Genomic DNA, 14565 nt, shown 5'->3' with positions numbered 1-14565 from the left:
GGGATGAGTGTGTTTTTTTATGGATTTTAAGATTGAAAATTTAAAATAATTAAAAAATGGTATTGATTTTGTTTTTTATGCGAGTATAATGAGTTAACAAATAAACATGAACGAAAAAGTAACGATAAGGACACGAAATCATTTTTACGGTTTACAGAGAGGGAAGTCAAGGGTGTGAGCTTCCTAACACGAGAAATGGTTTTACCACCTTTGAACTTCAATAGTGAACGAGTAATTTAGTAATTATTGACGGTATCAGCCGTTATCTGAACTTGAGCAATCTAGGAGGAAATACGTCTGGATTGGAACAAGGGTGGAACCACGAAAACACATTCGTCCCTTTCCTAGGGATGAGTGTGTTTTTTTACTTTGAAAGGAGGTGCAGTAACATGAAACAATTTGTACGTACGGAAATAACCACCACCTGCATGATTAAAAAGCAGAGCAAGGTGATTGATAGGGATAAATAATAAAATTGTAGGAGGAGATTAGAAGATGAATAACGTTATTAATGTTGGGGTGTTAGGATTAGGTACGGTCGGAAGTGGTGTTGTCCATATTTTGAAAGAACATTATAAAAAAATTGCACTTGATACAGGATATGAAGTGAAGGTGAAGACAGTCGTTGTACGTGATTTAGAAAAAGAACGTGATGTTTGCATCGATGGAATCGTAGTAACAAGTCATGTTGATGAAGTTCTAAATGATTCAAATATTGATATTGTAGTAGAGGTAATGGGCGGAATTGATGAAGCAAAACAGCATATCGTTAAGGCTTTACGAAATAAGAAGCATGTCGTAACAGCAAATAAAGATTTAATGGCTGTATACGGTGCAGAGCTTCTCCAATTAGCGAATGAAAATGATTGTGATTTATGTTATGAAGCAAGTGTAGCGGGCGGTATTCCAGTGTTAAGAGGATTAACAGACGGATTAGCCTCAGATCAAATTGAAAAAATCATGGGAATTGTAAATGGAACAACAAATTATATGTTAACAAAGATGAGTCAAAATGGATGGTCGTATGAAGAGGCTTTACAGGAAGCGAAAAAATTAGGATTCGCAGAATCTGATCCAACAGCGGATGTAGATGGGCTAGATGCGGCGAGAAAGGTAGCCATTCTTGCAAACTTAGGTTTTTCGATGAATGTTTCTTTAGATGATGTGCAAGTAAGAGGGATTCGAAAGGTCGAAAAAGAAGATTTACAAATGGCTGAAAAGTTAGGATTTACAATGAAGTTAATTGGTAAAGCAGAGAAACAAGGATCAGCGATTCATTTAAGTGTAGAACCGACGCTTTTACCAAGTCATCATCCATTATCGAATGTAAATAATGAATTTAATGCAGTATATGTTCACGGTCAAGCAGTAGGAGAAGTAATGTTTTACGGACCTGGAGCTGGAAAATTGCCAACTGGTTCTGCTGTAGTAAGTGATATTATTTCAATCGTTAAGAATATGAATCAAGTTCAGAAAAATAAAAGTGCGTTAAAAGAACCAGAACCATATGAGTTACAAGGAGATGAAGAGGTAGTTTCAAAATATTTCTTACGTATTTCATTACGAGATGAACCTGGGATGTTGCAAAAAATAACAGAATGTTTCGTTAATTATTCTGTAAGTTTAAAAGAAGTTATTCAATTACCTTTAAATCGAGAACTTGCAGAAGTCGTTGTTGTGACACACCAAACTTCAAAGTATCAATTCGAACGAGTTTTAGGAGCGATAGAAGATGTCGCAAGTGAAATAAACAGTTACTACATTATTGAGGAGGAAAAACAATATGTATAAAGGACTATTAAACCAATATGCTTCTTATTTACCGGTAAATGAAAACACACCTGATGTCAGCTTAATGGAAGGAAATACACCCCTTATTCCGTTATTAAATATATCAAAACAATTAGGAATTCAGTTGTACGGGAAGTATGAAGGAGCGAATCCGACAGGTTCTTTTAAAGATCGAGGCATGGTAATGGCTGTTGCGAAGGCGAAAGAAGAAGGGTCGGAGGCAATCATTTGTGCATCGACAGGTAATACTTCGGCATCGGCTGCAGCATACGCCGCGCGCCTCGGAATGAAATGTATTATCGTAATCCCTGAAGGAAAGATTGCACATGGAAAATTAGCGCAAGCAGTCGCTTATGGGGCTGAAATTATTTCAATAGAAGGGAATTTTGATGATGCACTTAAGGCTGTAAGAAATATTGCTGCGGAAGAGCCAATTACATTAGTTAATTCAGTAAATCCTTACCGAATTGAAGGGCAAAAAACAGCAGCGTTTGAAATTTGTGACCAGTTACAAAGTGCACCAGATATTTTAGCGATTCCTGTTGGGAATGCCGGAAATATTACAGCATACTGGAAAGGTTTCTGTGAATATGAGAAAGAAAAAGGCTATAAGAAGCCAAGAATTCACGGATTTGAAGCGGAAGGAGCAGCAGCAATTGTAAAAGGACATATCATTGAAGAACCTGAAACAATTGCAACAGCGATTCGCATCGGTAACCCAGCAAGTTGGTCGTATGCGGTAGAGGCTGCTGAGCAGTCTCATGGTGAAATAGATATGGTATCAGATGAGGAAATATTACATGCGTATAGATTGTTAGCAAAAACGGAAGGGGTTTTCGCTGAGCCAGGATCAAATGCTTCATTAGCCGGTGTAATGAAACATGTTCAATCTGGAAAAATCAAAAAAGGAGAGACAGTTGTTGCAGTTTTAACTGGGAACGGCTTGAAAGATCCTGATATTGCAATTTCTTCTAATACATTAGACATTGCAAGTGTTTCAAATAATATAGAACAAATTAAAGAGCATATTAAAGGGGTGATTATGTCGTGATACCATTAAGTATTCGTGTTCCTGCTAGTACAGCAAATGTTGGACCTGGATTTGATTCAGTAGGAATAGCTTTGTCATTGTATTTACATGTAGTAGTAAAAGAAAAAGCTGATAAATGGCAAGTAATCCATTCCTTTGAAGAGTCTATTCCGACAGACGATAAAAATTTAATCGTTAGCACGGCATGTAAAGTTAGTCCTTCTTTATCACCCCATATAATAGAAGTTACTAGTAATATCCCACTAACAAGAGGACTAGGAAGTAGCGCATCGGCAATTGTAGCTGGGATAGAGCTTGCGAATCAACTAGGAAATTTGAACTTAACTACTAATCAAAAAGTTCAAATTGCTACAAATTTTGAAGGACATCCTGATAATGTTGCTGCTTCTATTTTAGGAGGAACTGTAATTGGAGCACTTGATGGAAAGAATGTTGCGGTTGTAAGAATTGAAAGTAAGGAATTAGGCGTCATTTCTCTTATTCCAAATGAAGAGCTAAATACAGATGAAAGCCGATCTGTATTACCAGAAGTGTTTCCGTTTCATGAAGCTGTTAAGGCTAGTGCGATAAGTAATGTATTAGTAGCTGCTTTATGTCAAAAGAAGTGGGAAGTTGTAGGGGAAATGATGGAGAGGGATCATTTTCACGAACCGTATCGTTTAGAACTCGTGCCGTTATTACCATCTATTCGTAAATGTGCAAAAGAATTCGGTGCATACGGTACAGCGCTTAGCGGTGCAGGACCATCTATTTTTATATTAGCGCCGTATGAGAAACGTCAAGAAATTGCTGAGCAATTAGCGAGAGTATTTACGTCTATGAAAGTGTGTGAGCTAGAAATTGATCATAGAGGGATTACTGTAAATAAGAAAGAACATATTGGATTATAAAGAAAGCTAGCATCGCTAGCTTTCTTTATGTTGTAAATATCTTTTAAGTTTGCATATAAAAGAAAAATATTAATGTATAATTTAGTAAAGAGTGTATTAATTTGGAGGTGATCGTATGAAGAAAGAGTCACCGGAAGAAAAAAGAGAACGTATAAGGCAAAGTGAATTGAAAAATAATCCTACCGGTTCTTTACATGATGGACTCAACAGAGCTGAAACGGGTAGTCCAGTTGATATGATGGGTGGTATGAATTGGAAAGGTACAGCGCTAGTAATTTTAGTGCTAGTTTTAGCGTATATTATATACACTTATTTTTTTAGTTAAGAAATGCATGTTAAAGCTTTGAATGATTTGCTTTTATAATTAGTGAGGATGAAAAAAATAAGGTTATTGTACTACATATATATTCAGCAGATTATAGTTGTCCATATACAATTATTTTTAATACTTAAAATAGAGCTAGCGTTATGCTAGTTCTATTTTTTTGCCACATTCCTGTAACAAAGTCCCTGTATATTCAGTGGTGGAGGTGCAGAAGATGAAAAAAATGATAGCAGTATGTCTTCTTACAACGATGTCATTTTCGACTTTAGTCGGGTGTGATGTAAAAGGTAGCAATACTGTTCAAGAGTCTAAAATAAAGAAAGCGACGTATAAAGAGTTTACTTACGATGTAAATCCAGAGACTTTCACGTTAACTGTAGAACATGATGGCGTAAAGGAACAGGCGTCACAGCCCTTGCCAAAAATGAAGGTGTTGAATGTAAAAAAAGACAAGGATCGTACATCTTGGGAATATCCAGATCAAAAAGTAAAAGTGAATCTAGAGAAGAAAAAAGATCACTTAAATATTGAAGTGGAATCAACCGGTGCAGAAAGTTTTACATGGCCAAAAATACAAGCTGAAAATTATACACTTCCGTTATGGGAAGGTAAGCAAATTCCGAGCAATGATGAGAATTGGAAGAAGTTTTTAAAGGATGATGCATATTCATTTGCTGAATCGTTTTCTATGAAGTTTTTCGCATTAAATGGTTCGAAATATTCAATTGTATATATTGCAAACAATATGTTTAATAATGAATTGAAATTTCATTCGGATCCGAAAATAGGATTTGATTTTACACATGAATTTCCGAGCATAAATAAAAATAAAACATATGGATTTCAATTATATGTGACAAATAATGATGCGGTAAGCATTGCTAAACTGTATAAGGATGATATTGTTCGAAAAGGTGAATTTAAAACATTACAAGAAAAGGCTAGAAAAAATAAAGAGATAGAAAAGCTTTACGGCGCAGCTCATTTTTATTTTTGGAATCAAAATGGCTTATCAGAAAGTAATGTAAATTGGCCAAAGTTAAGAGAGAAAATAAATAGCCCTTTGTTTATCCATATAAAAGAGCTTGTTCAAAAGAATAGTTCAGAGCCTGGAGAACTGATTGTATTTGATCAAGTAAGTAAACAAGATTTCATTGATAAGTATCAAAAAAATGTTATTTTGCGTTATGTAAACGAAGTATTATCAATGAAGGAATTGTATAAAGAGGATATTTTCCAAAGAGTTGATCAGAAGGCTAGTGAGTTATTAAACAAAGGTGTAGATCATTTATCAAAGATGGAGTTATATAACTTAAATAAGCATGTATTAAAGTCAGTGCTCGGTAATGCGGTTGAAGAAGTAAATAAATGGGGTAAGGCAGATGGAACGGATATTATAAAGGAAATGAAAGCGGCAGGAATAGACAATGCATGGATTGGGTTGCCGAACTGGGAGCAAGGGTATATGCAGCCTGATTTCGTGACAGAAGCTAAGAAAATGGGATATTTAGTTGGTCCGTATGATTCATACCATTCTATTCACGAAAAAGCTGATAAAAATTGGAATACAGCTTCTTTTACTGATCCATCGTTATATGAAGAGGCAACTGTGACGAAGAGAAATGGAGAAAAGGTGCAAGGGTTTTTAGGTAGAGGGCGAAAATTAAATCCAACTTTATCTCTTCCTAGTGTAAAAGAACGAATGAACGATATATTACAAAATGGACCTAAATACAATTCATGGTTTATTGATTGTGATGCAACAGGTGAAATTTATGATGACTATTCGGCTAAACATATAACGACACAAGAACAAGATTTAAAAGCAAGATTACAACGAATGAGTTATATTGCGCAAGAAAAAGGTATGGTAGTTGGCTCTGAGGGCGGAAATGATTTTGCAAGTAGCACGATAGTATTTGCCCACGGCATTGAAACGCCTGTTATTAAATGGGACGATGAAGATATGAGGAAAAACAAAACAAGTCCGTATTATGTAGGCGGATATTGGTCACCGAATCAAAATGTTCCAGAAAAATATGCAAAACAAGTACCGTTAAAAGAAGAGTATAAACAAGTGTATTTAAATCCTGTATATTCAGTACCGTTATATAAATTAGTATACAATGATTCTGTAATTACAACGCATCACTGGGAATGGGGAAGTTTGAAAGTAAAAGATGAGGTAGGAAACCGTATGCTATACGAATTATTGTATAACGTTCCTCCGTTGTACCATTTAGATGAAGTGGAGTGGAATAAGCATAAACAAGAAATTACGCAGCATCTGAAAGTTTGGAATGAAGTTCATGAAAAGGCAGTAAAAGAAGAAATGACGAACTTTGCATATTTGTCAGAAGATAAGTTAGTACAATCAGCTTCGTATGGAAAAAATATTAAAATTATTGTAAATTTCTCAAATGAAGATATAGAAATACAAAAGACGAAAATAAAAGCAAAATCAGCTTTCATTATTAATAATGGAAAGCAAACTATGTATACACCAAACCAATAAAATTATAATATATAAATTTTAGTATAATTTTATATAAATAGTGACTTGCCAAAAATAAGCACAAGAGTATAATGTGAAATGGAGTACATATTGGATTCGTGCAGTAACCTTACAAAATTGTAAGGTAATTGAAAGGAAATTCAATATGAAGGTTAATAGACTTGCATTATAATTGGAAAAGAGAAAGAGAGGCGAATGGATATGAGCTCTGAATTAGAACAGAATACGAGAAGCAGAAAAAAACGTTCTAAAAGAAAGTCAATAAAATGGTTCATTTTAATTCCATTTTTCCTACTTATTTTTGGTGGAGTAGGATATGGATCGTTAATATATAATAAAGCAAAAGCAGTGGTAAGTGATGCATATGCACAAATTGATAAGTCATCGAAGCGTGATAAAGAAGTTGAACCTTTAAAGGATAACATTTCAATTCTAATCATGGGTGTTGATGGTAGTGAAATGAGAAAAAGTCAATACGGAGAAGCTGTTCGAACAGATGCACTTTTATTAGCAACAATTAATAAAGATGATAAATCAGTTAAATTAGTAAGTATTCCGCGTGATTCACGTGTATATATTCCATCTAGAAAGAAATTAGATAAAATTACACATGCACACGTATTTGGTGGTGTAGAAAGTACACGAGATACGGTGGAGAGATTTTTAAATGTTCCTGTTGATTATTATGTGAAGTTTAACTTTGAATCATTCTTACAAATTGTCGATTCACTTGGTGGTATTGATATTGATGTACCAGTTACTTTCACAGAACAAGATAGTAAAGACCAAGCTGGTATGATCCATTTAGAAAAGGGTTATCAACATTTAAATGGAGAACAAGCACTTGCGCTTGCAAGGACGCGTAAAATTGACAGTGATGCAATGCGTGGTCAAAGACAGCAACTTGTAATTGAAGCAATTGCAAAAAAAGCGATGTCTGTCCAATCAATTAGCAAAATGGGCTCTTTACTTGATGCGGTTGATAAAAATATGAAAACGAACTTAACTTTCGATGATATGCTTGCTATTACGAAAAATATGGCAGGATCTAATTTGGAAATGGAAAAAATGCAAGTAGAAGGTACGGATAAACGTATCGGCGGTATTTATTATTACATTCCGAATGAAAAAAATGTGAAAGACATTTCAAATAAATTGAATCAGCATCTAGGTGTAACACCAAAATCAGTTCGAAATGAATAATAAAAAAGATTGGCTTCTGCCAATCTTTTTTTATCGGAATCGATTTGTAACTTTTCTGTAACGATTTTTTATTTTAGAAAAATTATACTCATATGTATGAGAATATTGGAGAAGCAAAAAGTAAAAAGAAATAATTAAAATCTGTAATAAGGAAAGATATTATATGCAGAAATGGATAGGCATTATGGGAATCATTTTTATGTTGACTGGATGTAAAATGTCTGAAGCTCCAACAAATTTAATGGAAGCTCCTTCCAATGAAAAGTGGATTAGTGAACTAAGAGAGCAAATAGATAAAGATTTGCCTGTTAATTATCGATTGCTTACTCCAATGTCTAATAAAGATAAACAGATGATTTGGTCAATGGATTTTAAACAAGATAATAAGAAAGAAGCCATCATATTTTATAAATTGCCGAATGCAGATCATAGTGTATATTTAGCTGTATACGAAAAAAACGGGGATAGTTGGAAAATAAAGTCCACACATAAATTTGATGGTGGAGATGTAGATATTGTTGAAGTTGGTGATTTTACAGGGAACGGGAAACGAGAGTTGTTAATCGGAATCTCTGTAGACCGTGAATCATTAGAACATGTTATGTATGTTTTTTCGGAAGAAAATGAAGATATGAGGGAAATATATACTCGAAATTATACGAAGTTATTCATAGATGATCTAAATAAAAATGGACTGAAAGATTTAAGTCTTGTTACGTATGAAAAAGATGAGAAATTGACAGTTGAGTTCATTGAACAATTTAAGACTTTATCTGAAGCGTCATTCGATCCATTTATAAATAGCATTCAAAGAATACAAATGGGACGTATTTCTAAGGCATTAAAGGCCATTGTCATTGATGCGGGAACTGGGGCTCATTCAGGGATAACTTACGTAGCGAAATTTGATAAGGGTCATTATGAGATACTACTTATAGATGGAAAAGAAGATTTATTCAATGAATATGTTGTAGAAAGTAAAGATGTTAATGAAGATGGCATTATTGAATTTGTTCGTACTGTACGCCCAAAAGGTTGGGAAGATAAATCACATGGTGATAGTCCGCTCTTTGAACGTTACATACAGTGGAGTGAATTGGGAATTAAATCCATTGAAGAAAGATATATCGATATAGAAAAAGGATATTATGTGAAAATTCCTAAAGAGTTAATAGGAAAAATTACGATACCCGATGAGCAAAAGGAATCAAATTCTCAAAAGTTTTTGGAGACAAGTACAAATGAAATCTGGCTTGAAGTTCATATATTTAAGCGGAAAGAATGGTTTGAAATAGAAGGATACAGTGCAGCAGTCAAAACAGCTTCTCACGTATATGCTGTACCGAAACAACCACATTTTAAAAAAGTGAAAGCATATGTAAAACCGCTAGCGGATTATCAACAAGAGTAGGGAGGTGGAAATGATGCCAACAATTTTAGTTTTAGAAGATGAAATGCCTATTCGTAGTTTTATCGTCTTAAATTTGAAACGTGCTGGATTTTATGTATTAGAAGCAAGTACTGGAGAAGAGGTGTTACAGATTTTATGTGAACATACTGTTGATGTAGCATTGCTTGATGTAATGTTACCAGGAATGGATGGTTTTCAAGTTTGTAAAGCGATCCGGGAAGAAAATAAAAAAATAGGTATTATTATGTTAACCGCACGCGTACAAAATGAAGATAAGGTACAAGGGTTAGGAATTGGTGCAGATGATTATATCGCAAAGCCGTTTAGTCCAGTGGAACTAACTGCACGTATACAATCGTTACTAAGAAGAATAGAAATACATGATGAAAAAGCGAATACTATCACATCTGGCCCGTTTTCTTTAAATATAATAGAAGAAAGATTATATAAAAGTGGACAACTAGTCGATTTAACCCCTACAGAGTATATGATATTACAGTATTTAATGAGTCAAGCTTCAAAGCCAGTTTCACGTGATGAAATTCTAAATATGATTTGGGGAACGAATTATGTAGGTGAGACAAAAGTAGTAGATGTAAATATGAGGCGGTTACGTCAAAAAATAGAATGTAATCCATCAGAACCTGAATTTATTCTTACTGTATGGGGAAAAGGGTATGTGTGGAAGGAAAGTATAAGATGAAAAGAAAAGTGACTTTATATTTTATGACGGTCATTATACTTATGCTTGTATTATTTGAAGTCGTATTTTCAGTCTCTATTTATCGATATTATTATAACGGTATTGTGCAATATATAGAATCTCATGCGAAGACGAGTACACGATTTTTCTCTGAATACAATTCATTATACTTTATTCGTTTGCAAGAATATAGCGGTGACATCATTAGTAGTTTTGAATTAGAAGGAACGGAATTACAATTAATTGATCGTCATGGCTCAGTTATACAATCATCAAGTGGACAAAAGGTAGAAGGTAAAGTAGTTATTCCGTATTCGTTACTAGAAGGAGAAATGTATCATCAGGTGACTACTACGAAAGACAAAGTGAAACAATTAGAAGTGATTAGTCCACTTATTCATCAAGGACAAACGATCGGTGTTTTAAAATATACGACTGTATTAACACATGTAAATGCCAAGATTATTGAAATTATTATGTTTACTATTTCTGTAGGTATTGTTATTTCAGGAATTGTATTCTTAATCAGTAGACGATTAGCGAATTTATTTGTTAAACCGATCGACTCAATAATTCATGCTTCTTCCCAAATCGCAGAAGGTACATTAAAGAAGAAAATTAAAGAAGATTATCCTGGTGAATTAGGGGAGTTAGCGCACAGTTTAAATCATATGTCTGATAAAATAGAAAAAGCGGAACAAATGAAAAATGAATTTATTGCTTCTATTTCTCATGAAATACGAACGCCTTTAACAGGAATTAAAGGCTGGAGTGAGACGTTAAAAACGGTAGATCACTTAACGGAAGAAGAGATAAAGCAAGGCATGGGAATTATTTCAGGTGAGACAGACCGATTGATTCACTTAGTAGAAGAATTGCTAGATTTTTCAAGATTACAATCAAATCATTTTAATTTATATAAACAAAAGGTGCAATTATACGATATACTAGAGGAGACGATTTGGCAATTAACTCCTAACGCTGAAGAGAAGCAAATGCAATTCATCAAAACTATAGAACGAATTGAATTGATAGGAGATCGAAATAGGCTAAAGCAAATTTTCTTGAATATTGTTCAAAATGCAATTAAATATTCACATAAAAATGGTACAGTATATATTGAAGCGACCAAAAATGAAGGACAAGCAGTCATAAAGGTGAAAGACGAAGGGATTGGAATTGCTAAAGAGCATTTACCATATATAGAACAGTCATTTTACCAGATTAATAACCATGCTACAGGTGCTGGTCTTGGTTTAGCTATCGTTAAAAAAATGGTGGAGCTTCATGGAGGTAAATTAAATATTATAAGTAAAGAAGGAATAGGAACAACCATTTTGATAAAACTCCCATTATAATACATATAAAGTCTGTTTATATAGTTTAATAAAATAAATAGATGTATAATTATATTGGGTGATTTATATATAAGATTAATAGGGAGAGGAATTCGATAGAATGGAAAAAGCTTTTAAAATTAAACGAGTAGTAGTCGTTTTAATAGCGATTGCAGCAGTAGCTATTGGGTATTTCATGTTTCAATCTATTACTTCACCAGCAAAAGCTGTTGCAAAACAAGAAAATGTAGTACAGCTCGCAAGTGAACAACCAAAAGTAGAAATGAATAAAACGGCACCAAGTCGTTTTAATGGTAAAGAAAGAAAAGTTGCTTATCTTACATTTGATGATGGCCCAGGGAAATATACGGCTGAATTATTAAATACGTTAAAACAACATGATGCGAAGGCGACATTCTTTTTAATTGGAGCGAATGTAAAAGAGTTCCCAGATTTAGTGAAACGTGAAAATGCAGAAGGTCATTATGTAGGAATGCATAGCATGACACATAATTTTGCAAAGTTATATAAAAATGGCGAGTATGTAAATGAGATGAAAGAAGATCAAAGCTTAATCGCCAATATTATTGGAAAATCACCTAAATTAACACGTCCACCATACGGTTCGATGCCTGGATTAAATGAAGGTCTTCGAAATAAAGTGGTAGAAGGCGGATTTAGAGTCTGGGATTGGACAATTGATTCATTAGATTGGAAATATAATAAAATGCAAGTTGATGCAGCTGCAGCACAAATTGCTCAAAATGTATTAGCAAATGCAACAAAACCACAGGAAGTCATTTTAATGCATGATATCCACCCGCAATCAGTTGCTGCTGTGCCAGCAATTTTAAAAGGATTAAAAGAAAAGGGTTATGAGTTTGAAGCTTATCATGAAGAGAGTCACTTCCCAGTGAATTTCTGGCATGATAACCGTATGTAATGGAGGAATGAACGTTGAAGTATGGAAAAGTAGCAGTAGTTGGAGCACTATCAGTAGGACTATTAACAGGTTGTTTCGGTGAAAAACCTGAAGAAAATCTATATACAGCTTTTGAAACAGCAGCGACACAAGAAAAATCTTTAGTTGATGAAGCAAAAAAATTAGAGAAGTTAGAGAAGGATGGTCAAGAACTATATTCTCAAATTTTACAAGAAGGTAAAGATCATAATGAAGCTGTTATGAAAAAAATAGAGCAAGCTACTGCAAATGTAGATGACCGTGAAAAAGTATTGAAAAATGAGAAAGAAATGCTAGAAAAAGCTCAGAAAGAAACGAAATCCGTTCAAGGAAATATAGAGAAGCTTGAAGATAAGAAGTTACAAAAGCAAGCGAAAGCGGTAGAAGAGTCGTATAAAAATCGTTATGATGCATTCCAAAAGATGAATGAAAATTATACGAAGGCGTTAGCGACTGAAAAAGAACTGTATGAAAAATTAAAGGTAAAAGAAACGAAATTAAAAGAGATTGGTGAAAAAGTTAAGGTTGTTAATGAATTAAATGTGGAAGCACAAAAATCAAAAGAGCAATTTAACAATTTTACAAAAGAGTATAATGACAGTAAATTAGCATTTTACAAAGATGCAGAGATTAAGATTAAAGATCAAAAATAAGGAAGAGTCTTAAGCGTAATAAAAAGCCGGAGAAACATCGTCACAAATGTTTTTTCGGCTTTTTACGTTAAATGAATAGAAAAGACTGGAATTGATATCATAAAAGAGTTATAGTGAATTATTCCAAGGGAAACATTGTAAAGTAAGGAGAATGGAAATATGTCATATGAATTTTTACTCAAATTAGGTTTAGCACTCTTTTTAGGATTATTCATCGGGATAGATAGGCAGCTAAAGAATAAACCACTTGGTGTGAAAACAAGTATGGTTATTTCTGTAGCAAGTTGTTTAATTACGATGGTTTCAATTGAATCCGTACATGTGTATTCTGTTCCAGGGCATACAAATATGGATCCAATGCGTCTAGCTGCTCAAATTGTGAGTGGAATTGGTTTTCTTGGGGCAGGTGTTATTTTACGAAGAAGTAATGATGTTATTTCTGGATTAACGACCGCCTCTATGGTGTGGGCTGCTTCAGCTTTAGGTATTGCGATTGGAGCAGGATTTTATTTACAAGCGACGGTTGCTATGATATTAATTATTTTAGCAATTAATGTACTTCCGCAACTTGTGAAAATTGCAGGACCATATTCATTAAGACAAAAGGATCTATCTATAAAAATTACTGTTAAAGAGCATCATGAGTTAGATGGTATATTTAAGCAAATTAAAAATTTAGGTATGCATGTGAAACGAGTGAAGATTAAAGATATAGATAGTGGAGCATTTCAGCAATTGGAGATGGTTATTTTAGCTCCAGAAGATTTATATACAACTGAGTTATATAGCTCACTAAAAGAGATAGATCGTGTTGTTTCAGTTGAAGTTGAAAGTAGATAATTGTAAGAAAAAAGAGTGAAGTGAATTCACTCTTTTTTTGTTTGGATTTTTAAGGAAGTAAATTGATATAATAATGAGTAAACGAGGGAGAGAAATGATGGAGATACATATTAGAAGAGCGATAAAAGATGATATACCAGGTATAGCGAAGGTCCACGCTGATAGTTGGAAAACAACATATAAAGGCATATTCCCTAACGAGATTTTAGAAAATATAACATATGAGCAACGGGAAAAACAATGGGAAAACATTTTTCAAAAAGAATGTAATCATCAATTTAGATTTGTAGCAGAGACGTTAAATGGAGAAATAGTTGGATTCATCGATGGAGGAGCAGAAAGAACTGGTACATATAATTGTGATGGAGAATTATATGCGATTTACCTTTTACAAGAGTATCAAGGAATGAAAATAGGACAAAAATTACTTCAAGCTCTATTATCGGAATGTATAAACAATGATATGCAATCACTTTTAGTTTGGGTTGTTACGAATAATCCCTCTAAACACTTTTATGAAAAATATAACCCAGAAAAAATTGATACAAAATTTTTAGAGAGAGTACAGGTGGAAGAGACAGCGTATTGTTGGAGAGATTTGAATTTGTTATACAAACAGTTAAATAGATTAGTGTAAATAATAATATTATGTAAACAAAAAGTGGAGAAAGGTATACCAAATAAGGTATGCTTTTCTCCACTTTTTGATGGATTTATAAAAAATAGTAGGTAATTATTTTGAAAACAAGAATTTTTTTAGTGTATTTTTAACTAGATTAAAAAAAGAAAGAAAAGAATAAAAATTAAATCAGATAAAAAAATTCTGAAATATACTATTGAATTGAATATCATTATCAATTAGAATCATAATTGATAACGACATTC

13 protein-coding genes and 1 other annotated feature are annotated in these 14565 nt (G+C 33.5%); all 13 genes read left to right on the top strand.

Annotated features, from left to right (window positions below; all coding sequences use genetic code 11):
• The first annotated feature begins 112 nt into the window (after positions 1-112).
• Positions 113-344: a binding site (T-box leader), on the top strand.
• A gap of 151 nt (positions 345-495) precedes the next feature.
• The 13 genes from DN390_RS25210 (at position 496) to DN390_RS25150 (ending at position 14317) form a co-directional block, all read left to right on the top strand.
• Complete coding sequence (locus DN390_RS25210; protein ID WP_147808792.1) at positions 496-1791, top strand: homoserine dehydrogenase; 1296 nt, start codon at positions 496-498, stop codon at positions 1789-1791.
• A complete protein-coding gene (gene thrC / locus DN390_RS25205; RefSeq protein WP_147808791.1) occupies positions 1784-2842 on the top strand; it encodes a threonine synthase in 1059 nt (352 codons plus the stop codon). Before DN390_RS25210 ends, thrC begins: the two co-directional genes overlap by 8 nt.
• Positions 2839-3732 carry a homoserine kinase gene (gene thrB / locus DN390_RS25200; protein WP_147808790.1) on the top strand — a complete coding sequence of 298 codons (894 nt, stop codon included), beginning with the start codon at positions 2839-2841 and terminating at the stop codon, positions 3730-3732. The genes thrC and thrB overlap by 4 nt, the downstream gene beginning before the upstream one ends.
• A 115-nt stretch (positions 3733-3847) precedes the next feature.
• Positions 3848-4057: a DUF6366 family protein gene (locus DN390_RS25195; RefSeq protein ID WP_060630499.1), complete on the top strand. Its 210-nt coding sequence runs from the start codon at positions 3848-3850 to the stop codon at positions 4055-4057.
• A gap of 214 nt (positions 4058-4271) precedes the next feature.
• The gene (locus tag DN390_RS25190) at positions 4272-6572 is read left to right on the top strand and encodes a glycoside hydrolase (protein WP_147808789.1); all 2301 of its coding nucleotides are present in this window, start codon (positions 4272-4274) and stop codon (positions 6570-6572) included.
• Positions 6573-6773: 201 nt separating this feature from the next.
• The gene (locus DN390_RS25185; RefSeq protein WP_147808788.1) at positions 6774-7775 is read left to right on the top strand and encodes an LCP family protein; all 1002 of its coding nucleotides are present in this window, start codon (positions 6774-6776) and stop codon (positions 7773-7775) included.
• Between the two features lie 163 nt (positions 7776-7938).
• Positions 7939-9186 (top strand): hypothetical protein, encoded by a 1248-nt coding sequence (locus DN390_RS25180; RefSeq protein WP_147808787.1) that lies wholly within the window; start codon positions 7939-7941, stop codon positions 9184-9186.
• A 13-nt stretch (positions 9187-9199) separates the two neighbouring features.
• The gene (locus DN390_RS25175; RefSeq protein ID WP_147808786.1) at positions 9200-9889 is read left to right on the top strand and encodes a response regulator transcription factor; all 690 of its coding nucleotides are present in this window, start codon (positions 9200-9202) and stop codon (positions 9887-9889) included.
• Positions 9886-11247 (top strand): sensor histidine kinase, encoded by a 1362-nt coding sequence (locus tag DN390_RS25170; protein WP_147808785.1) that lies wholly within the window; start codon positions 9886-9888, stop codon positions 11245-11247. The genes DN390_RS25175 and DN390_RS25170 overlap by 4 nt, the downstream gene beginning before the upstream one ends.
• 100 nt (positions 11248-11347) lie before the next feature.
• Positions 11348-12169, top strand: coding sequence for a peptidoglycan-N-acetylglucosamine deacetylase (locus DN390_RS25165; RefSeq protein WP_147808784.1), 822 nt, complete (start codon positions 11348-11350; stop codon positions 12167-12169).
• Positions 12170-12183: 14 nt separating this feature from the next.
• Positions 12184-12840, top strand: coding sequence for a YkyA family protein (locus tag DN390_RS25160; RefSeq protein WP_147808783.1), 657 nt, complete (start codon positions 12184-12186; stop codon positions 12838-12840).
• A 159-nt stretch (positions 12841-12999) separates the two neighbouring features.
• Positions 13000-13680 carry an MgtC/SapB family protein gene (locus tag DN390_RS25155; protein WP_000119508.1) on the top strand — a complete coding sequence of 227 codons (681 nt, stop codon included), beginning with the start codon at positions 13000-13002 and terminating at the stop codon, positions 13678-13680.
• Between the two features lie 97 nt (positions 13681-13777).
• Positions 13778-14317 (top strand): GNAT family N-acetyltransferase, encoded by a 540-nt coding sequence (locus DN390_RS25150; RefSeq protein WP_147808782.1) that lies wholly within the window; start codon positions 13778-13780, stop codon positions 14315-14317.
• Positions 14318-14565 lie beyond the last annotated feature (248 nt).

The organism is Bacillus sp. SH7-1 (genome assembly GCF_008042405.1).
Classification (GTDB): domain Bacteria; phylum Bacillota; class Bacilli; order Bacillales; family Bacillaceae_G; genus Bacillus_A; species Bacillus_A thuringiensis_N.
This window is presented reverse-complemented; position numbering and strand designations above follow the sequence as displayed.

Bases quoted from the DNA above. Each gene is read 5' to 3' on its own strand.
- DN390_RS25210 (WP_147808792.1), top strand. From the start codon at position 496: ATGAATAACGTTATTAATGTTGGGGTGTTAGGATTAGGTACGGTCGGA.
- thrC (WP_147808791.1), top strand. From the start codon at position 1,784: ATGTATAAAGGACTATTAAACCAATATGCTTCTTATTTACCGGTAAAT.
- DN390_RS25195 (WP_060630499.1), top strand. From the start codon at position 3,848: ATGAAGAAAGAGTCACCGGAAGAAAAAAGAGAACGTATAAGGCAAAGT.
- DN390_RS25190 (WP_147808789.1), top strand. From the start codon at position 4,272: ATGAAAAAAATGATAGCAGTATGTCTTCTTACAACGATGTCATTTTCG.
- DN390_RS25185 (WP_147808788.1), top strand. From the start codon at position 6,774: ATGAGCTCTGAATTAGAACAGAATACGAGAAGCAGAAAAAAACGTTCT.
- DN390_RS25180 (WP_147808787.1), top strand. From the start codon at position 7,939: ATGCAGAAATGGATAGGCATTATGGGAATCATTTTTATGTTGACTGGA.
- DN390_RS25175 (WP_147808786.1), top strand. From the start codon at position 9,200: ATGCCAACAATTTTAGTTTTAGAAGATGAAATGCCTATTCGTAGTTTT.
- DN390_RS25170 (WP_147808785.1), top strand. From the start codon at position 9,886: ATGAAAAGAAAAGTGACTTTATATTTTATGACGGTCATTATACTTATG.
- DN390_RS25165 (WP_147808784.1), top strand. From the start codon at position 11,348: ATGGAAAAAGCTTTTAAAATTAAACGAGTAGTAGTCGTTTTAATAGCG.
- DN390_RS25155 (WP_000119508.1), top strand. From the start codon at position 13,000: ATGTCATATGAATTTTTACTCAAATTAGGTTTAGCACTCTTTTTAGGA.
- DN390_RS25150 (WP_147808782.1), top strand. From the start codon at position 13,778: ATGGAGATACATATTAGAAGAGCGATAAAAGATGATATACCAGGTATA.